This window comes from Xanthomonas sp. CPBF 426 (assembly GCF_903989465.1).
Classification (GTDB): domain Bacteria; phylum Pseudomonadota; class Gammaproteobacteria; order Xanthomonadales; family Xanthomonadaceae; genus Xanthomonas; species Xanthomonas euroxanthea.
This window is the reverse complement of sequence record NZ_LR861805.1, coordinates 4,494,794-4,518,553: the sequence shown is the minus strand read 5'-3', so window position 1 is coordinate 4,518,553 and position 23,760 is coordinate 4,494,794. Positions and strand designations below refer to the sequence as shown.

At 66.2% G+C, this 23,760-nt stretch carries 20 protein-coding genes and 1 pseudogene; 19 read left to right on the top strand and 2 right to left on the bottom strand.

The window, feature by feature from the left end:
- The first annotated feature begins 24 nt into the window (after nucleotides 1–24).
- From H7A87_RS19200 to H7A87_RS19190, 3 genes are all read left to right on the top strand, one after another.
- On the top strand, nucleotides 25–714 hold the full coding sequence (locus tag H7A87_RS19200; RefSeq protein ID WP_119129823.1) for a glutathione binding-like protein: 690 nt from the start codon (nucleotides 25–27) through the stop codon (nucleotides 712–714).
- A 442-nt stretch (nucleotides 715–1,156) separates the two neighbouring features.
- Nucleotides 1,157–3,385: a S9 family peptidase gene (locus H7A87_RS19195; RefSeq protein WP_180496805.1), complete on the top strand. Its 2,229-nt coding sequence runs from the start codon at nucleotides 1,157–1,159 to the stop codon at nucleotides 3,383–3,385.
- Between the two features lie 333 nt (nucleotides 3,386–3,718).
- The gene (locus H7A87_RS19190) at nucleotides 3,719–5,509 is read left to right on the top strand and encodes a DUF885 domain-containing protein (RefSeq protein ID WP_180496804.1); all 1,791 of its coding nucleotides are present in this window, start codon (nucleotides 3,719–3,721) and stop codon (nucleotides 5,507–5,509) included.
- 112 nt (nucleotides 5,510–5,621) lie between these two features.
- On the opposite strand, the gene H7A87_RS19185 is transcribed toward H7A87_RS19190, so the two are convergent.
- A complete protein-coding gene (locus H7A87_RS19185) occupies nucleotides 5,622–6,077 on the bottom strand; it encodes a hypothetical protein (protein WP_104584202.1) in 456 nt (151 codons plus the stop codon).
- 203 nt (nucleotides 6,078–6,280) lie between these two features.
- Between H7A87_RS19185 and H7A87_RS19180 the strand changes: the two genes are divergently transcribed.
- The 3 genes from H7A87_RS19180 (at nucleotide 6,281) to H7A87_RS19170 (ending at nucleotide 10,626) form a co-directional block, all read left to right on the top strand.
- On the top strand, nucleotides 6,281–6,523 hold the full coding sequence (locus H7A87_RS19180; RefSeq protein ID WP_005989387.1) for a hypothetical protein: 243 nt from the start codon (nucleotides 6,281–6,283) through the stop codon (nucleotides 6,521–6,523).
- Nucleotides 6,524–6,779: 256 nt separating this feature from the next.
- Nucleotides 6,780–7,769, top strand: a complete 990-nt coding sequence (hemB, locus tag H7A87_RS19175) for a porphobilinogen synthase (RefSeq protein WP_104584204.1) — start codon at nucleotides 6,780–6,782, stop codon at nucleotides 7,767–7,769.
- Nucleotides 7,770–8,106: 337 nt separating this feature from the next.
- Nucleotides 8,107–10,626: a sulfite reductase flavoprotein subunit alpha gene (locus tag H7A87_RS19170; protein ID WP_119129821.1), complete on the top strand. Its 2,520-nt coding sequence runs from the start codon at nucleotides 8,107–8,109 to the stop codon at nucleotides 10,624–10,626.
- Between the two features lie 715 nt (nucleotides 10,627–11,341).
- On the opposite strand, the gene H7A87_RS19165 is transcribed toward H7A87_RS19170, so the two are convergent.
- A complete protein-coding gene (locus tag H7A87_RS19165; protein ID WP_119129820.1) occupies nucleotides 11,342–12,223 on the bottom strand; it encodes a PD40 domain-containing protein in 882 nt (293 codons plus the stop codon).
- Between the two features lie 52 nt (nucleotides 12,224–12,275).
- Between H7A87_RS19165 and aroE the strand changes: the two genes are divergently transcribed.
- The 13 genes and pseudogenes from aroE (at nucleotide 12,276) to H7A87_RS19100 (ending at nucleotide 23,704) form a co-directional block, all read left to right on the top strand.
- Nucleotides 12,276–13,127, top strand: coding sequence for a shikimate dehydrogenase (aroE, locus tag H7A87_RS19160; protein ID WP_119129819.1), 852 nt, complete (start codon nucleotides 12,276–12,278; stop codon nucleotides 13,125–13,127).
- A complete protein-coding gene (locus tag H7A87_RS19155; protein ID WP_180496803.1) occupies nucleotides 13,117–13,491 on the top strand; it encodes a hypothetical protein in 375 nt (124 codons plus the stop codon). The genes aroE and H7A87_RS19155 overlap by 11 nt, the downstream gene beginning before the upstream one ends.
- Nucleotides 13,488–13,724: a hypothetical protein gene (locus H7A87_RS19150; protein WP_104584214.1), complete on the top strand. Its 237-nt coding sequence runs from the start codon at nucleotides 13,488–13,490 to the stop codon at nucleotides 13,722–13,724. The genes H7A87_RS19155 and H7A87_RS19150 overlap by 4 nt, the downstream gene beginning before the upstream one ends.
- Before the next feature lie 250 nt (nucleotides 13,725–13,974).
- Complete coding sequence (gene dinG, locus H7A87_RS19145) at nucleotides 13,975–16,107, top strand: ATP-dependent DNA helicase DinG (RefSeq protein WP_119129818.1); 2,133 nt, start codon at nucleotides 13,975–13,977, stop codon at nucleotides 16,105–16,107.
- Nucleotides 16,108–16,133: 26 nt separating this feature from the next.
- Nucleotides 16,134–16,544, top strand: a pseudogene (locus H7A87_RS19140) (hypothetical protein); the annotation flags it as partial.
- On the top strand, nucleotides 16,541–17,128 hold the full coding sequence (locus H7A87_RS19135) for a DUF6624 domain-containing protein (RefSeq protein WP_119129817.1): 588 nt from the start codon (nucleotides 16,541–16,543) through the stop codon (nucleotides 17,126–17,128). The pseudogene H7A87_RS19140 and the gene H7A87_RS19135, both read left to right, overlap by 4 nt.
- 97 nt (nucleotides 17,129–17,225) lie before the next feature.
- Nucleotides 17,226–17,435 carry a hypothetical protein gene (locus H7A87_RS19130; RefSeq protein WP_180496802.1) on the top strand — a complete coding sequence of 70 codons (210 nt, stop codon included), beginning with the start codon at nucleotides 17,226–17,228 and terminating at the stop codon, nucleotides 17,433–17,435.
- 173 nt (nucleotides 17,436–17,608) lie between these two features.
- Nucleotides 17,609–19,114, top strand: a complete 1,506-nt coding sequence (katB, locus tag H7A87_RS19125; RefSeq protein WP_180496801.1) for a catalase KatB — start codon at nucleotides 17,609–17,611, stop codon at nucleotides 19,112–19,114.
- 57 nt (nucleotides 19,115–19,171) lie between these two features.
- Nucleotides 19,172–19,747 (top strand): ankyrin repeat domain-containing protein, encoded by a 576-nt coding sequence (locus tag H7A87_RS19120; protein ID WP_119129815.1) that lies wholly within the window; start codon nucleotides 19,172–19,174, stop codon nucleotides 19,745–19,747.
- Between the two features lie 879 nt (nucleotides 19,748–20,626).
- A complete protein-coding gene (locus H7A87_RS19115) occupies nucleotides 20,627–20,851 on the top strand; it encodes a hypothetical protein (RefSeq protein ID WP_016902784.1) in 225 nt (74 codons plus the stop codon).
- A 453-nt stretch (nucleotides 20,852–21,304) separates the two neighbouring features.
- Nucleotides 21,305–22,309 carry a tRNA dihydrouridine(20/20a) synthase DusA gene (dusA, locus tag H7A87_RS19110; protein ID WP_119129988.1) on the top strand — a complete coding sequence of 335 codons (1,005 nt, stop codon included), beginning with the start codon at nucleotides 21,305–21,307 and terminating at the stop codon, nucleotides 22,307–22,309.
- Nucleotides 22,310–22,559: 250 nt separating this feature from the next.
- The gene (locus H7A87_RS19105) at nucleotides 22,560–22,949 is read left to right on the top strand and encodes a hypothetical protein (RefSeq protein ID WP_180496800.1); all 390 of its coding nucleotides are present in this window, start codon (nucleotides 22,560–22,562) and stop codon (nucleotides 22,947–22,949) included.
- Between the two features lie 71 nt (nucleotides 22,950–23,020).
- Nucleotides 23,021–23,704, top strand: coding sequence for a response regulator transcription factor (locus H7A87_RS19100; RefSeq protein ID WP_002808458.1), 684 nt, complete (start codon nucleotides 23,021–23,023; stop codon nucleotides 23,702–23,704).
- The last annotated feature ends 56 nt before the right edge of the window (nucleotides 23,705–23,760 follow it).

Below are 23,760 nucleotides of genomic sequence, written 5' to 3'. Positions count from 1 at the left end.
CCCCCTGCCGAACTGGAGCGCACGATGATCGACCTGTACTACTGGCCCACCCCCAATGGCCACAAGGTCACCTTGTTCCTGGAAGAAGCCGGGCTGGACTACACGCTCAAGCCGGTCAACATCGGCAAGGGCGAGCAGTTCGAGCCGGCCTTCCTGCAGATTTCGCCCAACAACAAGATGCCGGCGATCGTCGACCACGCACCGGCCGACGGCGGTCCCGCACAGAGCGTGTTCGAATCCGGCGCCATCCTGCTGTACCTGGCCGAGAAGACCAGCCGCTTCCTGCCGCGCGATGCGCGTGGCCGCATCGCCGCGCTGGAATGGTTGTTCTGGCAGATGGGCGGGCTGGGGCCGATGAGCGGCCAGATGGGCCACTTCAACGTCTATGCGCCGGAAAGGATTCCCTACGCGATCGAGCGCTACAACACCGAAGTACGCCGCCTGCATGGCGTGCTCGACAAGCGCCTGGCCGCCTCCGCGTTCCTGGCCGGCCCCGAGTACGGCATCGCCGACATGGCCAGCTATCCGTGGATCGAGGTCTACGCCGACATCCGCCCCGATTACGCCGACTTCCCGCATCTCAAGCGCTGGCACGACGCCATCTCCGCGCGTCCGGCCACCCAGCGCGCCTACGCGCTCAAGGAACAGGTCAACCCCGACGCCGGCAAGCCACTGGGCGAGGAAGAACGCAGGCACCTGTTCGGCAAGCGCTGAAGCAAAGCGGCAGGCGCGGCTGCGTAGAAGCCCATGCGGCGATAGCGGCGACTGGTGCAACTGCACAGCAGCGACAGCAGCAACAGCAGCAGGCAGCAACAGTAAGCCGGCATCAGGACCCAGCAGCGGCATGCGCGTGCATCAATCGTGCGCGACACGCACCCGGCGCAGCGAGCCCCTCTCCCCCGGGGAGGAGTCGGTGCAAGGGCACGCAAGTGGAGCCAGACCCACCGCCCCCCGGAACCTGCGCAGCGCGCCAACTGCGACCATCGGGCCATCGCACCTGTGCCGCGCAAGGCAGGGCGAGGACGACTCCAGAACCACGCTGCCGCACATGCGCGCAACCACGCACAACCCGTCATCGCGCACACGCGCCATCGCCGCGCTTCTCAAACACCTCACGCGCCCGCATCCTGTGTGCTATCTCAAGACAGGATCTTCGATGCGCGCCCTGTTCGCCGCACTTGCCCTCATGCTCAGCACGCTCCCCACCGCCCACGCCGAAAAGCTCACCCTCGATGCCATCACCGGCCCGTTGCCGTTGTCCGGCCCGACGCTGATGAAACCCAAGGTCGCTCCCGACGGCTCGCGCGTGAGCTTCCTGCGCGGCAAGGACAGCGACCGCAATCAACTGGATCTGTGGGAGTACGACATCGCCAGCGGCCAGACCCGCCTGCTGGTTGATTCCAAGCTCGTGTTGCCTGGCACCGAGACGCTCAGCGATGTGGAAAAGGCCCGCCGTGAGCGCCAACGCATCGCCGCCTTCGCCGGCATCGTCGATTACCAATGGGCGCCGGACGCGCACGCGTTGCTGTTTCCGCTCGGCGGCGAGCTGTATCTGTACGACCTGCGCAAGACCGGCAACGCCGCGGTGCGCCAGCTCACCCATGGCGAAGGCTTCGCCACCGATGCCAAGCTCTCGCCCAAGGGTGGCTTCGTCAGTTTCGTGCGCGCGCGCAACCTGTGGGTGATCGACCTGGCCAGCGGCAAACAGCTGCAACTGACCCGCGACGGCAGCGAGACCATCGGCAATGGCGTGGCCGAGTTCGTCGCCGACGAGGAAATGGATCGCCACACCGGCTACTGGTGGGCGCCGGACGATTCGGCGATCGCCTTCGCGCGCATCGACGAATCGGCTGTGCCGATCCAGAAGCGCCCGGAGGTCTACGCCGACCACACCGAGGTGATCGACCAGCGCTATCCGCAGGCAGGCCAGCCCAATGTGGCCGTGCAGCTCGGCGTGATCGCCCCGCGTGCTACAGCCAAGCCACAGTGGGTCGACCTGGGCAAGAACCCGGACATCTACCTGGCGCGGGTGGACTGGCGCGATGCGCAGCGGCTGACCTTCCAGCGCCAGTCGCGCGACCAGAAAACCCTTGCGTTGATCGAAACCACGCTGGCCAGCGGCAGGCAGCGCGTGCTGGTCACCGAGACCTCGCCGACCTGGGTGCCGCTCCACAACGATCTGCGCTTTCTCAAGGACGGCCGCTTTGTCTGGAACTCCGAGCGCAGCGGCTACGCGCATCTGTATGTGGCATCGGAAGACGGGCGCACGTTCACCCCGCTGACCTCCGGCGACTGGGTGGTCGATGCGTTGCTCGCCGTCGACGAGCACGCCGGCACGGTGTATTTCTCCGCCAGCAAGGAATCGCCGACCCAGACCCACATCTATGCGGTGCCGCTGGCCGGCGGTGCGATCGAAAAACGTTCGATGCCCCGCGGCACGCACGCGGCCAGTTTCGCCGGCAATGCCAGCGTGTATGTCGATAGCTGGTCCAACACCACCACGCCGCCGCAGATCGAGCTGTTCTGCGCCAACGGCGAAAAAATCGCCACGCTGCTGAAGAACGACCTGGCCGATCCGCAGCACCCTTACGCCAGATACCGCGACGCGCAGCGCCCGGTGGAATTCGGCACGCTCACCGCTGCCGACGGCACCACGCCGCTGCAGTACCGCCTGATCAAGCCGGACAACTTCGACCCGGCCAGGCGCTATCCGGTGATGGTGTACGTATATGGCGGCCCTGCCGCGCAGACCGTGCTCGATGCCTGGCCGAGCCGTGGCGATGCGCTGTTCGACCAGTACCTCGCCCAGCGCGGCTATGTGGTGTTCTCGCTGGACAACCACGGCACGCCGCGGCGTGGCCGCGCCTTCGGTGGTGCGCTGTACGGCAGGCAGGGCACAGTCGAAGTGGACGATCAACTGCAGGGTGTGGCCTGGCTCAAGGCGCAGCGCTGGGTCGATCCGGCCCGCATCGGCGTGCAGGGTTGGTCCAACGGCGGCTACATGACGCTGATGCTGCTGGCCAGGCACAGTGAGGCCTACGCCTGTGGCGTGGCCGGCGCGCCGGTCACCGATTGGGGGCTGTACGACACCCACTACACCGAGCGTTACATGGACCTGCCGGCCAGCAACGCCGACGGTTACCGCGACGCGCGCATCGCCACCCATCTGGACGGCCTGCGCGCCAGGCTGCTGCTGATCCACGGCATGGCCGACGACAACGTGCTGTTCACCAACTCCACCGCGCTGATGAGCGCGTTGCAGGCGCGCGGCACCGCCTTCGAATTGATGACCTATCCCGGTGCCAAGCATGGGTTGTCCGGCAGCACCGCCTTGCATCGCTACAAGACCGCGGAGGCCTTCATCCAGCGCTGCCTGATGCCCTGAGCGGCCGGCGGCCGGCTGCAGGGGACGCGGCGGCCACTGCAGTGGTACAGCGGCCGCCGCCGCGGCCCCGCGGCGATGTTGGCCGCGCCGTGGTGTTGCTCACCGCCGAGGTCATCTGCAGTCGTGCCCCAACACCTGGCCTGCAAGGACGTTGTCATGTCATCGCTCCCACCGGTTCCGGCTGCAGCGCCTGGCAAGCTGCAATCGCCAACGTCTGCAGTCTGGTAACGGGTCCGCAAGCGCCGCCGCACTCCTGCGACCATGACCTAAGGCGCATTGCCGCAGCCGCTGCGGATGGGTAGGGTCGCGCTACTCAACTTGCGGATCCACCCCATGAAACCACTTGTTCTCGCCGTTGCGCTGGCGCTCGGTGCTTCGCTGCCATTGCAGGCACAGACCGCTCAGCCCGGGCAGGCCCAGCCTGCCACGCCGGCCTGGGTGCAGACCAGCAACGGCGACGCGCAGATCCTGCTGAACGCGCAGGCGCCGTTCCAGCCCGAATACGCCAGCTTCTTCGGCGTGCCCGGCTACGACGACCAGGTCATCGACCTGGGGCCGAACAACGCCGCGCGCTACCGCGATGCGATGAGCAAGGCGCGCACCGCGTTGCAGGCCAAGCTGGCGACCGAGCGCGACGTCAACGTGCGCCAGGACCTGCAGATCATGATCGCGGCGGCCGAACAGAACATCGAAGGCAGCCAGCTCAACGAGCGCTACCTGCTGCCGTGGAGCGACGCGCCGCAGCTGGTCTTCAGCGGCCTCAATGGATTGCTGTCCGACCAGACCGTGCCCGAGCGCCGCGCCAAGGCGCTGGATCGCCTCAAGCGTTACGTGGGCCTGGTGCCGGGCACGACGCCGACCACCACGCTGGCCCGCCAGCGCTACGAGGAACAGCTTGGCAACAAGGCCCTGCTGCAGCCGACCGAGCGCGAAGTGGAACAGGCGCTGGCCAACGTGGACACCTACGTCGCCGGCATCGGCGAGTTGTTCGCCAAGTACAAGATCGCCGGCGCCGACGAATCGCTCAAGGCGATGTCCACCCAGTTGAAGGAGTACGCCAACTGGACCCGCACCACGGTATTGCCGAAGGCACGCAAGGACACCCGCCTGCCCGAACCGCTGTATGCCTTCCAGCTCAAGCAGGTCGGCATCGACATCGCTCCGCAGCAGCTGATCCAGCGCGCGCAGCTGGAATTCATGGAAACCCGCTCGGCGATGCGTCAGCTCGCGCCGCTGGTGGCCAAGGCCAAGGGCGTGCAGGGCAGCGATTACGTGCAGGTGATCCGTGCGCTCAAGGGCAACAAGATTGCCGACGACCAGCTGGAAACCCACTACCGCGGCGTGATCGACCAGATCGACCCGATCATCCGCCAGCAGCGCATCGTCGATGTGCCCAACCGCCCGATGCAGATGCGCCTGGGCAGCGCGGCCGAAAGCGCCGCGCAACCGGCACCGCACTTCCTGCCGGCCCCGCTGATCGGCAATACCGGCCAGCAGGGCCAGTTCGTGCTGCCGCTCGGCAACCCGACCGCCGACGGCGCCAAGAAGGAGCAGTACGACGACTTCAACTTCGGCTCGGCCGCCTGGACGCTCAGCGCACACGAAGGCCGCCCCGGCCATGAGCTGCAGTTCACCGCCATGGTCGAACGCGGCGTGTCGCTGGCGCGCAGCCTGTTCGCGTTCAACTCGGTCAACGTCGAAGGCTGGGCGCTGTATGCCGAAGCCGAAATGGTCCCGTACGAGCCACTCGACGGTCAGCTGATCGCCCTGCAGTTCCGCCTGCTGCGCGCCGCCCGCGCCATGCTCGACCCGATGCTCAACCTCGGCCTGATCGACCGCGAACGCGCACGCCAGGTGCTCGAAGACGATGTCGGCCTCTCGCCGGCCATGACCCGCCAGGAACTGGACCGCTACACCGTCCGCGCCCCCGGCCAGGCCGGCAGCTATTTCTACGGCTACACCCGCATCCTGGAACTGCGCATGCGCACCGAACTGGTCCTGGGCAAGAAGTTCGACCGCCTGGCCTTCAACAACTTCCTGCTCGACCAGGGCCTGCTGCCGCCGGACCAGCTGGCCAAGGCGGTGGAGACGCAGTTCATCCCTGCGCAGCAGGGCAAGCGCTAAGCAATTCGAGACGGCGTAACGCAGCAGGGCACGATGGAGCTTGAATCGGCCAACTATCGCGCCCTGTTGCAGCACTGCCTTCGCAAATGCTTTCGAATTGTTGAGGCTCGCCTCAGCGCATTGGAGGCGACACCTCTGGCGCCGCGCGCTGCTGCGCCCCGGCCGGCACCCAGATCGCCATGCCGGCCGCGCGCTTCTGGGTGGTCGGGATGCCGATGCCCAGGCCGCCGCCGACGCGGCCGCCGTAGCTGCCGCCGCCCACCGACAGGCCGCCGCCGGAGCGTTCCGAGCCCACGCCGACGATGACCACGCCATTGGCGCCGAGCTTGGCCGCCTCACGCTTGAGGCGCTGCACGGCCGCATCGGTCTGGCCCTGGGTGCCGAAGCCGGCGGCGCTGGTGGATTCGAGCTGGGCGATCTCCACCGAGCCGACCGGTGCATTGGAGTACACCTGCACCTGCGCCGGGTCGATCGGTGCGCGCGCCTGGCCCAGCATCACCTTGGAACTGCTGGCGCAACCGGCCAGGAGCATGGCGAGCGCAGCGGCGATGACGACATGCTTGTTCATGATGCGGCCCCTGTTGACGACAGTGATGACGATGATCCGGCGCCCGGACTGAATCGCGCCGGACTTCGCCGCACCCTAGCCGTGCCCACGTGAGGCTACCGCCAAGCCGCCATTGGTCAGGGTGACCACCTGCCCACGGCGTCTTGGCGGCCACAGGGCTAAGCTCAGGCCATTCTTCTAAGACGTCGAGGTGATACGTGGGATTGATCAGCCTGCTGTGGGGCATCGTGGCGCTGCTGTGGATGGTGCTGGCCTTCATCCCGTTGCTGGGCTGGGGCAACTGGTTCCTGATCCCGTTTGCGGCGGTGGGCGCGCTGATTGCGGCGATCGCGCTGCTGTTCACCTCGGCCGGCAATCGCGGGCGTGCCAAGACCGGTCTGCTGCTCAACGGCCTGGTGATCGTGGTCGGGGTGATCCGCCTGAGCCTGGGCGGCGGCGTGATCTAGCGCGCGGCGGCGTCCAAGCAGGGGTCGCGCGAGCCGGAAGCGCCTTGCACCGGCTGGCGATGAAGAAGGTCGCCGCGTGACACCGCCGCCATCCGGACGCGGTCCCTAAGGGGCGAGCCGACCGTGTGCCCCGGCGAATCACGCTGGCATGAATCGCGGCGCGCTCCTGTCCGTTGCAGCGCTGCGACACTGCGTCGCAGCGCGTCCGACAGCGGATGGCGGGCGTAAACTTGCCGGCTGCCGACAGGAGCCCACGATGGCCCATCCCCACTACCGTCCCCGCCGCATGCGCCACGATGCGTTTTCGCGGCGCCTGATGCGCGAAAACACGCTGACCACCGACGACCTGATCTGGCCGGTGTTCGTGCATGAATTGTCCGGCCGCGCGCCGATCGCCTCGATGCCGGGCGTGGAGCGTCTGTCGCTGGACGACTTGCTGCGCGAAGCCGAAGCGGCCCTGGAACTGGGCATTCCGGTGATCGACCTGTTCCCGGTGATCGACCCGGCCGGCAAGAGCCTGGACGCGGCCGAGGCCTGGAATCCGGACGGCCTGGCGCAGCGTGCGGTACGTGCGCTCAAGGCGCGCTTTCCCGAGCTCGGCATCATGACCGACGTGGCGCTGGACCCGTACACCACGCACGGCCAGGACGGCCTCATCGACGCCAAGGGCTATGTGCTCAACGAGATCACCGTCGAGGCGCTGGTCAGACAATCGCTGTCGCACGCCGAAGCCGGTGTGGACATCATCTCGCCCTCTGACATGATGGATGGCCGCATCGGTGCGATCCGCCGCGCGCTGGATGCGCAGGACCATCTCAACGTGCGCATCATGGCCTACTCGGCCAAGTACGCCTCGGCGTTCTACGGCCCGTTCCGCGATGCGGTCGGCAGCGCCGGCAATCTCGGCAAGGCCGACAAGACCACCTATCAGATGGATCCGGCCAACAGCGACGAGGCGATGCGCGAGATCGCGCTGGACCTGGAAGAGGGCGCCGACATGGTGATGGTCAAGCCGGGCATGCCGTATCTGGATGTGGTGCGGCGGGTGAAGCAGGAATTCCGCGTGCCCACCTTCGCCTATCAGGTCAGCGGCGAGTACGCGATGCTCAAGGCGGCGGCCGCCAATGGCTGGCTGGACGAACGTCGTTGCGTGCTGGAAGCGCTGATGGCATTCAAGCGCGCCGGCGCCGATGGCGTGCTGACCTACTTCGCCCCCCAGGTGGCACGTTGGTTGCGGGAAGGCTGAGTGCGGTGATGCGGTGGCGTGCAGGCAAGGAATCGCTGCTTGCAGGTCTGGCTTGATGCGATGAAGACGCACTGACTCCGCAGACCGCGGTCTTCCGCGGCCTGGGCTTCGTGCAGAGCGCAGCAGGCGCCTGGATGAGCGAGGATCGTGCAGCGCAGGCAGCCTTGGCCAGGCAGACTGCAGAGGACCGGCAGATACCGGCAATGCGGCAATGTCGGGTGATCCCCATCGCCGCATCGCGTTGCGTCAATGGTGTGAATCCCGAAAATCCGCAGCCGAACTGCGATAACGATTCTCATCTACAATAGCGGACCCCACTGTTTCAGGCTGTTCGCGCGTGCTCAAGACCGTCCTGTTCCAACTGCACTGGCTGCTCGGCATCACGGCCGGGCTGGTGCTGTCGGTAATGGGGCTGACCGGCGCGTTGATGTCCTTCGAGAACGAGATTGTGCGGTTGGTCAACCCGGCGATCGCACAGCTGGCGCAGCGGCATGCGGCAGGCGAGCGGCCATTGCCGGTGGATGTGCTGCTGCGTCGGCTCGACCTGGATCAACAGCAGGCAGTCACGCGCATGCTGATCGATCCGACCGGCAAACGTCCGTCCACCGCACGCCTGGCCGGCAAGGGGGGCGGCCGGGTGTATTTCGACCCATATACCGGCGACAAGGTCGCCGCTCCGCGGTTGAGCGGCGCGTTTGCCTTCATCGAGGATCTGCATCGCCACCTGGCCGCCGGCAAGCGCGGCCAGGCAGTGACCGGTGCAAGTACCCTGATCCTGTTGTTCTTCTGCGCTTCCGGCCTGTATCTGCGTTGGCCGCGACGCTGGTGGAGCCTGCGTACCTGGTGGGCGGTGGAATGGCGACGGCAGGGGCGCAGTTTCCTGTGGAGCCTGCACGCGGTGTTCGGCACCTGGTGCCTGCTGGTGTATCTGCTGGTGGCGCTGACCGGGCTGACCTGGTCCTACCCGTGGTACCGCGACGGCATGGTGGCCTTGCTCGGCACCGAGCCGGCGATACGCGGCGACGGGCGCGATCATCGCCCGGCCACGGTGAATTTCGCGGCCGTGCAGCGCACCCTGGATGCCATCCCGGCCACGCACAGCACGGCATTGGATCTGCGCATCCCGCCGCGTGCGGGTCAACCGCTGAGCGTGCGCTTCCTGCCCGACCATCCCGACCACGACCGCGCCTACGACAATCTGGAAATCGAGCCGGGCAGCGGTGCGTTGCTGCGTCGCCAGGACTATGCGCTGCTGCCGCGTGGCCAGCAGCTGCTGGTCAGCATGTTCCCGCTGCATTCGGGCAGTTTCTTCGGGCTGCCGGGGCGCATCGTGGTGATGCTGGCCAGTGTCGGCATGTCGGTGTTTTTCGTGACCGGCTGGATGCTGTATCTGGATCGCCGCCGCAAGAAGCGCGCGCTGCGTGCCGCCCGCGAAGTCCTGCACGGTGCGCCGGCGGCGTCGCAAGCCGAGCCCTGGTTGATCGGGTTCGCCAGCCAGAGCGGGTTTGCCGAACGGCTGGCCTGGCAGGCGGCCGGGCATCTGCAGGCCGCCGGTCTGCCGGTGCAGGTGCGCTCGCTGGCACAGCTCGGCGCGCAGCATCTGCAGGGCACCCGGCATGCCTTGTTCGTGGTCAGCACCTTTGGCGATGGCGAGCCGCCCGATACCGCGCGCAGCTTCGAGCGCGAGCTGTTGCGCCAGCGCATGACGCTGTCGCAGCTGACCTATGCCGTGCTGGCCCTGGGCGACCGCCAGTACGCGCAGTTCTGCGGGTTTTCGCGGCGCATCGAGCAGTGGCTGCAGGCGCAGGGCGCGCAGCCGCTGTTTCCGGCGGTGGAGATGGACAACACCGATCCGCAGGCCCTGGCGCAATGGCATGCGCAATTGGCGCAGATTGCCGGCGCGCCGGTGGCGGCCGTGCCGCTGGCGCGCCCGACCCTGCTGCACTGGACGTTGTCGACGCGCACGCATCTGAACCCGGGCAGCGAGGGCGCCCCGATCTGGCAGATCGATCTGCTGCCACCATCCGGCACGCAGTGGCAGGCCGGCGACATTCTCGAAGTGCAGCCGGCGCATGCCTACACCCACGTCCGCGCGTGCCTGGCCGCCTGGGGGCTGCCGCCCGACGCGCTGGTGCATGTGGATGCGCAGCTGCTGCCGCTGCAGCAGGCCGTCGCCGAGCGCGTGCTGCCGGAGCCGCCCACGCGCCCGCCAACGCCGCATCCGGATCCACAGACCTGGCTGGATGCCTGCGCCTGGCTGCCGACCCGCGACTACTCGCTGGCCAGCGTGCCGGCCGACGGCGTGGCGAGCGCGGTGGTGCGCCTGACCACAGCCGCCGACGGCAGCCCCGGCCTGGGCTCGGGCTGGCTGATCTGCCACGCACCAATCGGGATGCAGATACGCGCGCGGCTGCGCACCAATCCCGGTTTCCATCGCGTCGAACAGGCGCCGATGGTGTTGATCGGCAACGGCACCGGTATCGCCGGCTTGCGCGCCCTGCTGCGCGAGGCCGAGCTGGCCGGCGTGCACGGGCACTGGCTGCTGTTCGGCGAACGGCAGGCCGCGCACGATGCTCTGTTCGCCGACGAACTGCAGGCCTGGCAGGCGCGTGGTCACCTGCAGCAGCTCGATCAGGTGTTCTCGCGCGACCAGGCGCACAAGCGCTACGTGCAGCATCACTTGCGCGAAGCCGGCGACACCTTGCGCCACTGGATCGATCGCGGTGCGGTGATCCATGTCTGCGGCAGCCTGGACAGCATGGCGCGTGAGGTCGATGCCGCGCTGCGCGAACTGCTGGGCGAGACGCGGCTGGAGTCGCTGACCGCGGCGGGGCGTTACCGGCGCGATGTCTATTGAGCGAGGTCATGACCGCTGCATTGCGGCGTTGGAGTGCCAACAAACCATAGCGAGCGCGCATCAATCAGGTGCGAACGGCGTATAGGAATCGCAGTGCATCCGGAGGGTTAATCGGCCGCTTTTGTTGGATGCGGTCAAAAGCCTGGCTAATCGAGTGCGCGGTGCCCTCACCACTTGCGGGACACGCCGTAAACCCGTCCCTCGGGGCTCGGTGGCGGCATCCACGCCGCCACACGGTCCCGGAACCCGCGAGGACACCGCACCAGCGAGTTGGTCGGCGCTCATCTCAAAGGTTGTCTGTCGTGCGGCGTGCATCAGACATGGAGCCGATGCTTCGATGATCGAACAAGGCGCATCCAGCACCGCTCTTACCATGCACACCGGCCATCTCGACTGGTCCTTGCCCGCCCGCCGTCGCGGGACCTTACGCGGCATGGATGCCGCGTAAGAGCCTCCATGGATGGATTCACGGCGTGTCCCGCGATGGTGGGCGGGCAAGGGCCCCTCGGCAAAGCCGCAGCTCAGCAGCCGAGCAGCTCAGCTGCCCTGCAGCCAGGTCTCAGATCAACAGCCGGGCAGTGAAAACGCACCGAGCGAGACGTTCTATCGCTGATCAGCCGCCCTGCACCAAGGGCCCGGATCAGCACTTCGCCATAGACCGACGCGACATAGTCTAGCTGGCCGCTCCTTGCCTGAATCTGCACATCCAGCCACCTCAACGGCAGCTCGTATCTCCCTCCGCCGCCGGTGCCTTCATCCGGTAGATGTCCAGCTGCCCCGCACGCGGTGCGCGCGCGCTGCCGGTCACCAGCAACTCGCCCGGCTTGGCCGCGTCCACCACCGCACCGAAGGTGCGTTCCAGCGGCCCGTTGAACGACAGCGGCAGCGCCTGGCCCACGGTGTAATGGCCGTTGTTGCAGGTCGCCAGCAATAACTGGCTGGGACCATCCTGCTGGCCGCGTGCCCATACCAGCCCCCGTCCATCGCCGAGCCAGGCCGCATCCAGCTCGTCGGCAGCGCTGTTGATGTCGCTCAACGACACCGGCGCCGCAAAGGCCTGCCCGACCCAGCGCGCCACGAACAGGTCCATGCCGCCGGTGCCGCCGTGGCCGTCGCTGGCGAACAACAGGCGCGTGCCGTCCAGCGACAGCGTCGGGGAACGCTCGTCGCCGCGGCTGTTGATCGGCGCGCCCAGCGATTGCACCGCGCCGATCCTTCCCTGCGCATCCACCGGCGCGCGATACAGGTCCGCGCCGCCGGTACCGCCGGGCCGGGTGGAGGCAAACAGCAGCCAGCGGCCATCGGCACTGAACAGCGGGGAGGTCTCGTCCTGCGCGGTGTTGATCGGCAGCACTTCGGCGTTCTGCCAACGCCCGCCGCTCAACCGGGCCTGCCACAGATCCCAGCCGCCGGTACCGCCAGCGCGGTCGCTGGCCCAGACGATGCGTTGCCCGTCCGGACTCAGCGTGGCGCGCGCCTCGTTGGCCGGCGTGGAGACCACACCCATGCCTTCGATGCCGAATTCGGCAAGCCCCGAAGCGGCCGGGACGCAGAGTAAACTTGCCGCCAGCGCGAGCAGCGTCCATCGAAGTTGCATGCGGTGTTCCTGTCTCAAGTCGCGCACAGTCTAGTCAACCAGAGAGCGTTTCATGCCCGTATCCCGTTATGCCGTGTTCGGTCACCCCGTTGCCCATTCGCTGTCGCCGGCCATCCACGCCGACTTCGGGAAGCAGACCGGCATCGCGCTGGACTACACCGCCATCGACGCAGCGCCGGAAGCATTCGCTGCCGCGCTGGAGCGCTTCGCCGACGAAGGCGGCAAGGGTGCAAACGTGACCCTGCCGCTGAAGGAGGCTGCCTGTGCGTTGTCGGCCAGCCTGAGCGAGCGCGCGCGTCTGGCCGGTGCGGTCAATACGCTGGTGCGCAACGACGGCCGCTGGCAGGGCGACAACACCGATGGCGCCGGCCTGGTGCGCGATCTCACCGACCGCCACGGGCTGGATCTGCGCGGTCGCCGTGTGCTGCTGCTGGGCGCCGGCGGTGCCGCGCGCGGCGTGGCGCCGGCGTTGCTGGAAGCGGGCATCACCGAAATGGTGGTGGTGAACCGCTCGCCCGAGCGCGCCGATGCCTTGTGCGATGCGCTTGGCGAACCGCGGCGGGTGGTCTCGCGCTACATCGAAGACCTGCGCGACCTGGGCGACTTCGAACTGATCGTCAACGCCACCGCAGCCGGGCGTGATCGCGACGCCGGTGCGTTCGCCATGCCGCTGGGTCTGGTCAACAGCCTCACCGCAGCGGTCGATCTCAATTACGGCGCCACCGCCATCGCCTTCCTGGCCTGGGCACGTGCGGCGCAATGCCGCTACGCCGTCGACGGCCTGGGCATGCTGGTGGAGCAGGCCGCCGAGAGTTTCGCGCTGTGGCATGGCGTGCGCCCGGACACCGACCCGGTGTACGCCGCGCTGCGCGCGCGCGAGGCCCTCCTGGTCAGTGCCGACTGAGGTGGGCAGCGTCACCGCCACCGATATCCTGCTGACCCTGGTCACCAGCCTGCTGTCGCGCGTGCCGATGCTGATCGCGCTGCTGCTCGGGCTGGTTCTGCTGTGGCGTGCCTCGCAAAGCCCGTTGCGGCGTGCCGGGCTGGGCGCGCTCTGGCTGCTGCTGGGCTGCCTGTTTGCCGAGGTTGCCTTCCAGGCGATTCCGATGCTGCTGCTGCAGCAAGGCAATGTGCGTCAGATCAGCACGGTGGTCAGCATCGCCCACTTCGTGCTGATGGCGGTGCAAGGCGTGGGCATCGGCATGCTGGTGTGGACGCTGGCAGGCAGCCTGCAACGGATGCCGCCCGCCACCGGCCCGCGCCCATGATTCCGCTCAAAGCCATCGCGCTGGTGGTGGTCGGGCTGGTCAGCGCCGGGCAGGGCGGGTGGACGCTGCTGCATCCGCAGGCGCTGGCCGCGGTCAATCGCGGCGGTCTGCTGTACGAACGCTTCGGGCCCACTGGCGTGGGCGCCGGCATGTTGCTGATGGGCATCGCAATGGTGGTCATCGGACTGGTCTGGGCGCGCCATGCATGGCCGCGGCGGCCGCAAGGCCACTGACAACCTGAAGCGACGCTGCCTGCTCGTTGCAGGTGGCGCAGGGTGGTTCGGTCGGCATCCATTGCGCGACCCTTCGGGTCAGGACTTGCGACCAGTGCCTGCCGGCGCTGATCGGATCCGAGGCATGCGGTGGCCGTGCACCGTGCGCACCCGGGAACAGGGTGGCGGCGGCGCCCTGCGCCAGCAAACACGTTCAGCCGAGCGCCGTGCCGGTCGCAGGCGCTGCGCCGGTCCGTGCGAAAATAGCCCGATGAATGAAGTTGCCCCACCGGCCGCGCCGTCGGCGCCCGTTCCCACCCAGCGTGTTCTGACCGACCCGATCAAGGCCGGCATCCGCGAGGCTTACGCCAAGCTGCAGGCCAACACGCCCGGCTTCGCCACGCGGCGGGCGCAGAGCCAGATGATCGGCCTGGTCTCGCGCGCGCTGGCCACCTCCGGTGGCATCGGCATTGCCGAGGCGCCTACCGGCGTCGGCAAGAGCCTGGGCTATCTCACCGCCGGCGTGCCGATCGCGCTGGCCACCAAGAAAAAGCTGGTCATCAGCACCGGCACCGTGGCGCTGCAATCGCAGCTGGTGGAGCGCGACATCCCGGCCTTCCTCAAGGCCACCGGCCTGGAAGCCACGGTCGCGCTGGCCAAGGGCCGCACCCGCTACCTGTGCACGCGCAACGCCGCCGAGCTGCAGGGCGAAACCAGCCAGGAAGGCATGTTCGACGACGAGCAGGTGCTCTACGACCGCCCGCTCAGCCCGGCCGACGCGGATCTGGCCAAGCGCCTGGCCAAGGCCTACGCCGAGCGCAGCTGGAACGGCGATCTGGACGATGCGCCCGAACAGGTCTCGGTGCCGCTGCGGCTGCGCATCACCACGCCGGCCTCCGGCTGTGCCGGCCGCCGCTGCAGCTACGCCGCGCAATGCCCGGTGCTGAAGGCGCGCACCGACGTGCGCGAAGCGCAGATCGTGGTCACCAACCATGCACTGCTGCTGTCGTCGCTGTCGCTGGGCGATGCCGAGAATGGCCAGCCATTGATCGCCCCGCCCGCCGACATGCTGCTGGTGCTCGACGAAGGCCACCACATCGCCGGCGTGGCGATCGACCAGGGCGCGGCCAACCTGCCATTGGACGAGATGGCCAAGCGCACCGGCCGGTTGCAGATCCTCATCGCCGCAGCCTACCGCGCCGTGGACAAGGACAAGCTCGGCAACCTGCTGCCCAACGAGGCGATCGAGGTGGCCGCGCGCGTGTCCAAGCTGCTCAAGGCCTTCCATGCCGAGGTCGAACGCGTGTGGAAGCCCGAGCCCGGCGAGCGCGATCCCCTGTGGCGTGCGGCCAATGGCAAGCTGCCGCCGCAGTGGGGCCCGGCCATCGAAGAACTCGGCGAAGAAACCCGCGCGTTGTTCAACTGGGTGCATGCCGCGCACAGCGCGATTGCCAAGGGCAAGCAGGACGATGCGGCGCGCGAACGCCTGCAGCGCAGCCTCGGCCTGGCCCTGGAGATGGCCGAGCAGCAACACAATCTGTGGAGCGGCTGGCGGCGCGAGGACAAGGAAGGCCAGCCGCCGATGGCGCGCTGGATCACCCTCTCGCGCGATGGCGATCTGATCTGCCATTGCTCGCCGGTGTCGGCCGCGCAGGTGCTGCGCACGATGATCTGGAACGAAGTGGATTCGGTGGTGATGACCTCGGCCACCTTGACCGGTGGCGGCGATTTCCAATCGTTTGCCATCGACAACGGCCTGCCCGATCACGCCGAGATGGCTTCGTTGGCCTCACCGTTCGACCTGCCCAACCAGGCCGAGTTGATCGTGCCCAATTTCCCGGTCACTCCCGACGACCGCGAAGGCCACCCGAAGGAAGTCGCACGTTACCTGGTGCGCGAACTCGACTGGACGTCCAAGGGCAGCATCGTGCTGTTCACCTCGCGCTGGAAGATGGAAAAGGTCGCCGACCTGATGCCGCTGGCGCAGCGCAACCGCGTACTGGTGCAGGGCGAGGGCAACAAGTCGCAACTGATCACCGAACACATGCGCCGCATCGCCGCCGGCGAGGGCTCGGTGCTGTTTGGCCTGAACTCCTTCGGCGAAGGCCTGGACCTGCCCGGCGATGCCTGCACCACCGTGGTCATCACCCAGGTGCCGTTTGCGGTGCCGACCGACCCGCAGACCTCGACCTTGAGCGAATGGCTGGAAAGCCGCGGCCACAATGCCTTCAACCTGATCGCCATCCCGCACGCGCTGCGCACGCTCACGCAGTTTGCAGGCCGCTTGATCCGCAGCTCCAGCGACCACGGCCGCGTGATCATCCTCGACTCGCGCCTGCTCACGCGCCGCTACGGCAAACGCATCATCGACGCGCTGCCGCCGTTCAAGCGGGTGATCGGCTAGTCCAGGGCAGCCATTGGTCTGCATGGGGGGAGTACTTCTGCATGCAGATGCGTCATTCCTTGTTGGGCGAGATCGACTATCGTGCTGTCAGGCATAAGACGACCATGCACTACGAGTGGATATCTTTGTATCCCGGATTGCAGGCAAAGCTGGATGTGCTTCGATCATCACTGGGGATCGACTTCTTCTGTGCAGATTTTGTCGTCCCCATCGCTGGGGGTGAGCCGGTATTCCTGGAGCTCAACCCAGGTGGACAATTCCTCTATCTGGATGACAAGTCGCCTGGGATGGACATAGCGGGCAAGTTTTGTTCGTTCCTGGTTTACGGGAAAACCAGTAGGTACCGGGAATTTCCACGCTTGGAAGAAAAGCCCGTAGCTGTCCAGAGTGGGACGGGGGTCAAGAGTTTTCCAGAATCGGGAGTTGCGTGCTCATGAAAGTGGTGATGCTAGGAGTGCTGCTGTGGCAGCTGGCGACGATAGGGCATGCCGTTGCCGAAACACGCCAGAATCTGCAGCCGGACGGCCACTCTATGAATGCCACCTACCGCGAACAGCTGCTGGCACTGGCCGATGCAGATCAGAAGATCCGCGAGCAGATTCGTGGTGCTTTCACGGCGCAACAGCTACAGGCCAACCAAGGCGCAGCGAAAGACATGGCAATGCGTCTGGTTGCGTCGCAACGGGAAAACCAGGCTGCGCTGTCTGCATTGATCGAGAAATTCGGCTTCCCCGATGTCGCGTCGGTTGGCGAAGACGGGGCGCATGCTGGTTTCCTGGTCGCGCAGCACTCCACTGACCGCACGTTTCGCGATGGCTTCCTGAAGAGCATCGAGGTTGCAGTGGCGCGCGGGTCTTACAGCACCGCGGACATGGCATTGTTCGTGGATCGTAATCTGATCATGTCGGGCAAGCCGCAGCGCTACGGTACCCAGCGCAAGGCGGACGGCAGCCTGTTCGAGCTGGAGGATCCTGCGCAGCTGGCACGCAGACGGGCAGAGGTCGGTTTGCCTGACGAATAGGGCGGTTCTGGCGGTCTTTGAGCCTTGGGGGATCGCCAAGTGCGATGCGATGGCTGCTGATCAACGCACGGGTCGCGCGTGCATGCGTGGATCGAACATGCTGTTCTGGGATCTTGGTGTCCTGCTTACACTGGGCGATGAACCCGGTTTCCTGTGCATGCTTTCACTGCATGCCATTGCCATTGCCATTGCCATTGCCATTGCCGTTTGCAAGTTTGCCAATCGTGTGCACTGCAGTATTTTGCAGTCGTCAACGCAGAGCGTGCGTCGCTGTGAATCAGGCCTGGTCACCGCATCCGCGGCATAAGCGGCATGATCTTCAACGTACCGCCGCTTTGTTACGCGATGCATATCACGCTCTGTAGTCATCATCATGTTCGCCTATCGCAGCGATCATAACTAACGACTTCTCACGCTTCGGTCCGCTGGCCATGATTCAGCTCCCTCAAACGAGCTGACGCCATGCGCCCTGGATCCCTCATGGTGCTAGCCCTGCTAGCCCCAACGCTGATCGCCCCGCCGGTCTTCGCCCAATCCGTTCTGACCCGCGACAATGGCGCCAAGGTCGGTGACAACCAGAACTCGCAGACCGCCGGCGCCAATGGCCCGACCCTGCTGCAGGATGTGCAGCTGATCCAGAAGCTGCAGCGCTTCGATCGCGAGCGCATCCCCGAGCGCGTGGTGCATGCACGCGGCACCGGCGTCAAAGGCGAGTTCACCGCTACCGCCGATCTGTCCAGCCTGACCAAGGCCAAGGTATTCAGTGCCGGCGAAAAGACCCCGGTGTTCGTGCGCTTCTCCTCGGTGGTGCACGGCAATCACTCGCCGGAGACCTTGCGCGACCCGCACGGCTTCGCCACCAAGTTCTACACCAGCGAAGGCAACTGGGATCTGGTCGGCAACAACTTCCCCACCTTCTTCATCCGCGATGCGATCAAGTTCCCCGACATGGTCCACGCCTTCAAGCCGGACCCGCGCACCAACCTGGACGACGACTCGCGCCGTTTCGATTTCTTCTCGCACGTGCCCGAAAGCACCCGCACGCTGACGCTGCTGTATTCCAACGAAGGCACCCCGGCTGGCTATCGCTTCATGGATGGCAACGGTGTGCATGCCTACAAGCTGGTCAATGCCCAGGGTGAAGTGCACTACGTCAAGTTCCACTGGAAGACGCTGCAGGGCATCAAGAACCTCGATCCCAAGCAGGTTGCCGCCGTCCAGGCCAAGGACTACAGCCACCTGACCAACGACCTGGTCGGTGCGATCAAGAAGGGCGACTACCCGAAGTGGGACCTGTACGTGCAGGTGCTCAAGCCGGAAGACCTGGCCAAGTTCGATTTCGATCCGCTGGATGCCACCAAGATCTGGCCGGACGTGCCGGAGCAGAAGGTCGGCCAGATGGTGTTGAACAAGAACGTCGACAACTTCTTCCAGGAAACCGAGCAGGTCGCGATGGCGCCGGCCAACCTGGTGCCGGGCATCGAGCCGTCCGAAGATCGTCTGCTGCAGGGCCGTATCTTCTCCTACGCCGATACCCAGCTGTATCGCGTCGGCACCAATGGTTTGAGCCTGCCGGTGAATCGTCCGCGTGTGGCGGTCAACAACGGCAACCAGGATGGCGAGGCCAATCACGGCCACACCACCAGTGGCGTGAACTACGAGCCGAGCCGCCTGGAACCGCGTCCGCAGGACACTGCTGCGCGCTATAGCGAACTGCCGCTGTCGGGTACCACCCAGCAGGCCAAGATCACCCGCGAGCAGAACTTCAAGCAGGCCGGCGAGTTGTATCGGTCCTACAGCAAGAAGGATCGCGCCGATCTGGTGCAGAGTTTCGGCGAGTCGCTGGCCAACACCGACACCGAGAGCAAGCACATCATGCTGTCGTTCCTGTACAAGGCCGACCCCGAGTACGGCACCGGCGTGACCCGTGTCGCCAAGGGCGACCTGGCCCGGGTCAAGCAGCTGGCTTCCAGCCTGCAGGACTGATCCACCCACGGCATCGCGGCCTGTGCCGCGGTGCCGTTTCGCTATCGGGAGAGCCATATGCGCACCCTGCTGTTTCTGATGCTCGGCACCCTGTCTGCGGCTGCCAACGCTGCCTCGCCCACAGCTGCCTCCACCAGCGCCACGACTGCCGCCGCCGACCCGGCGCAGATCAAGCTGCAGCTGCGCGAGTACTTCTTCGACGCCGCACGCGAAGGGCGGCAGGACATGCTGGCCGAGTTCATTCGCTCGCACTACGACCTCAACACCCGCGACGAGAAGGGCTACACCGCCCTGATCCTGGCGGCCTATCACGGCCAGCGCCCGGCAGTGGAGCAGCTGCTCAGCGCCGGCGCCGACCCCTGCGCGCAGGACAAGCGCGGCAACACTGCGCTGATGGGGGCGATCTTCAAGGGCGAGCTGAGCATCGCCAAGCGCCTGATGCAGGCCGACTGTGCTCCCGACCAGCGCAACAATGCCGGGCAGACCGCGGCGATGTACGCAGCGCTGTTCCAGCGGACCGATGTACTCAAGGACCTGGCTGCCAAGGGCGCGGACCTCAGCCTCAAGGATGGGCAGGGCAACGATGTGACCAGGCTGCAACGCGGCGAGTTCGCGACGACCCCGGCGCGCTGAGCGCGCCTGTCATGCGTGGCCGGGCAGGCGTGCGTGATGCCAAGCGTGCGTGATGCCAGGCGTCAGCGAGCCTGCACAGGCGCCATGTGGCCGATGCCGGCGTGAGCCAACGGCGATGCTTGCTGCAGCGTGCCGTACCGCACTGCACCTGGTGCACAGGCCAGTCGCCTGCAAGCCGCAGCCGAGCGGATTGCACGCCTAGCGCTCGGCCGTCTTCGAAGCGCTGTCGGTGGTTGCAACGGCAGCTCCGTCCCGGTGGCCGTCGGATGAGTCGCTGATCGGCATCGCCTGAGTCCTGCACCTCGATACACGGAGCGTCGACGGCCTCGCTGCAGCACTCCATCGCGCGTGCTGACACTACCGGTGCGTACCGGCGACGCCCGCTCGGCTATGACCACCGACGTGGTTCGGGGGGGCAGCCGTTGCGCACCGAGCGCACCGCATCCTCGCTCTAAGATCGGCTGGCCGCGCCTCGACTTACTCAATCTGCCTTCATCACCTGCCGAGAGGGGCAACCATCGCCCCCGCCAGGTTCGGAGGTCAGCCATCGTGCACCGAGCGCAGCGAATCGTCGCTCCCGGATCGGCTAGTGGCTCGCCGACCTGCTCCATTTGCCTCCACGACCCGCCAAAAAGTGCGGCCGCCGCCTCCGCCGGTTTTCTGCCACAGGCGCGTTGGATCTCTGGCGCATGTGGTGATTTTTACGCCACTGCGTCAGGAGTCTCCTGACGTGGAAATGCTTGTGCGCCAAGGGTTTGACAGAAGTCTGAGTGCGCGCTGACTTGCCTGAAATTTATGCGGGAAAACCGCAAAAAACAGTTCAAGAAAGCGCTGCGAACGCCGATGCTTCCGCTATCGCACACTGGAACCCCCCGGACCATGAAGCTCGATCCCTCCATCCCTTTCCTGATGTCCCTGCTGGCCATGGTGCTGTGCACCGCCACTGCCGTGGTCGCCCTGGTGTTCGGTCAGGTACACGTGCTGGCCACGTCGTGGAGCTTCTACACCGTGCTGGGCACTGCCCTGATCACCCTGGTCGCTTCGTACCATGCCCTCGGCAAGCCGCTGAGTGCCGAAGAGCGTGTGGGCTTCCGCAACCCGTAACTGCAACTTTCGTCCAGGCGCAGTGCGCCACGCCAGTACTGGACGACACACGTTCCTTTCGTTACCGACGATGCATCGCGTTCGCCCGACGTAGGCGAACGCCCAGACGCTGAGCAGCCTGCAGTGATGCTGCCCCATACCGCGCTGACCCGGCAGCAAGGGCAACGACAGCAGCGCCAGCGCGGTGTCGTTCGTCTCTTTCGATGGTAGTGATAGCCGCGATGCTGGACGCCGAGGCGCGCCGCCAGCGGGTCCCATCAACGCGCGTCATGCCGAACTTAGCTAGCCCGTACGGGTCGACCACCTGGCGCAGTGGAACGGCAATCGACCAGCGGGCTCCAGCAGGTCGGTCTTGCATGACGCCATGCCGCGCTGCGTCAGATTCATCGACACCCGTGTAAGCTGTTGATCCTGCTCCGCATTCCGATGGCCGCCTGTTGCGGCCACATGTCGATGACCGCTTCCGCCGATCGCTACGCCGCCTCCCTGCGCCTGTCCGTCGCCCCGATGATGGACTGGACCGACCGCCATTGCCGGGTCTTCCATCGCCTGCTGGCACCCTCGGCGCGGCTGTATACCGAGATGGTGCATGCCAATGCAGTGATCCATGGCGATCGCGCGCGGCTGATCGGCTTCGATCCGGTCGAACATCCGCTGGCGTTGCAACTGGGCGGCAGCGAGCCGGCGCAGCTTGCGCAGGCCGCGGCGATCGCGCAGGCCTGGGGCTACGACGAGATCAACCTCAATTGCGGCTGCCCGTCCGATCGGGTGCAGGCCGGGCGCTTCGGTGCCTGCCTGATGCGCGAGCCGGGCCTGGTGGCCGACTGTGTTGCCGCCATGCGTGCAGCGACCACGCTGCCGATCACGGTCAAGTGCCGCCTCGGCGTGGACGACGATGACGACTACGCCGTGTTCGCCAGCTTCGTCGACCAGGTGGTCGCAGCCGGCGCGGCCATGGTGGTGGTGCATGCCCGCAACGCGTGGCTCAAGGGCTTATCGCCCAAGGAAAACCGCGAGGTGCCGCCGTTGCGTTACGACTGGGCCTATCGCCTCAAGCAGGAGCGCCCCGCGCTGCCGGTGGTGCTCAATGGCGGCATTGCGACGGTGGAGGCCGCCCTGGAGCATCTACACCAGGCCGACGGCGTCATGCTCGGCCGCGCCGCCTACCACGATCCCTACGTGCTGCATCGCCTGGATGCGGCCCTGAACCAGCGTGCGGAGCAGCCGCGCGATGCGTTGCTGCGCGCCTTGCGGCCCTACGTCGAGTCGCAGCTGGAACGCGGCCTGGCGCTGAAGCATATGACCCGGCACGTGCTGGGGCTGTTCCATGGCCAGCCGGGCGGACGCGCGTTCCGGCAGGTCCTGAGCGAGGGCGCACACCGGCCGGGTGCCGGTTGGGATCTGGTCGAGCAGGCCTTGCAGCGCACCGACACCCAGGGCTGGCGCGTGGTGGCCTGAACTGGCTTGCAGCTTGGATTAGCTGAACCGGCATACGGATGTCTGGCTTGTAGCGGGATGCCGCCGGTCAGGCGCGCCTGCGAAATCCGGCGCTGAACCGCCCTACGGCGGCCGGATGGATTCATTTCACTGAACAGCGTTAACACAAAGCTAAAAAGTTCAGATGGGATTCACCCCGAAAAATCAAGAATTTGGGTCTATTCTCGGGTTCGACCATGCGGTGCCCGGTGGCCGTCTTCACGAATTTTGAATGTTCCTGAACAACCCGCTAGGATTCATTGTGACCCAGCCGTCCTGCCGCGCCCGCTATGTCGTCCTGGTTGCCCTTGGGGTTGCCATGGCAGCGCCGTTGGCATGGGGACAGGCGTATCCGATGTCGCATGCGGGACGCGATCCATTGCCGCCGTCTGCGCGCGGCAATGGGCGCACGCTCTCGGACACCATCCGGCAGGTGCAGCGGTCCACCGGTGGACAGATCCTCAGTGCCGAGCGCGTGCCGTTCGACGGGGGCAATCTCAACCGGATCAAGTACATGAAGGATGGCCGCGTGCATACCGTGTACGAGTCGGAGCAGATGCAGGCTACGCCACCGCGCAGCCAGGCTCAGCCGGATGCGCCACCACGCGACGATAACCACTAAACGTAGATAGTTCTGCGTTCAGTCTTATAAATTCCCCGGCCATTGGCCGACAACGTAACTAGGGAGAGTGCATGCGTATCCTTTTGGTCGAAGACGAAGCTCCGCTGCGCGAGACCCTTGCCGCGCGCCTGAAGCGTGAAGGCTTTGCTGTCGACGCTGCACAAGACGGCGAAGAAGGCCTGTACATGGGTCGCGAAGTCCCGTTCGATGTCGGCATCATCGACCTTGGCCTGCCCAAGATGTCCGGGATGGAGTTGATCAAGGCGCTGCGCGACGAGGGCAAGAAATTTCCGGTGCTGATCCTGACCGCGCGTTCGAGCTGGCAGGACAAGGTCGAAGGCCTCAAGCAGGGTGCCGACGATTACCTGGTCAAGCCGTTCCATGTGGAAGAGTTGCTGGCGCGCGTCAATGCGCTGCTGCGGCGCGCCGCAGGCTGGAGCAAGCCGACCCTGGAATGCGGCCCGGTTGCCCTGGATCTGGCAGCGCAGACGGTCAGTGTCAATGGCGCCAACGTGGACCTGACCAGCTACGAGTACAAGGTGCTCGAGTACCTGATGATGCATGCCGGCGAACTGGTCTCCAAGGCCGACCTGACCGAGCACATCTACCAGCAGGATTTCGATCGCGATTCGAACGTGCTGGAAGTGTTCATCGGCCGCCTGCGCAAGAAGCTCGATCCCGATGGTGAGCTCAAGCCGATCGAGACCGTACGCGGTCGCGGCTACCGTTTCGCCATTCCGCGTACCGAAGGCTGAGTCCGCGCATCGGCAAGCAGGAAGATCAGGTGCCGGGCCGCTCCAAATGGTATAGA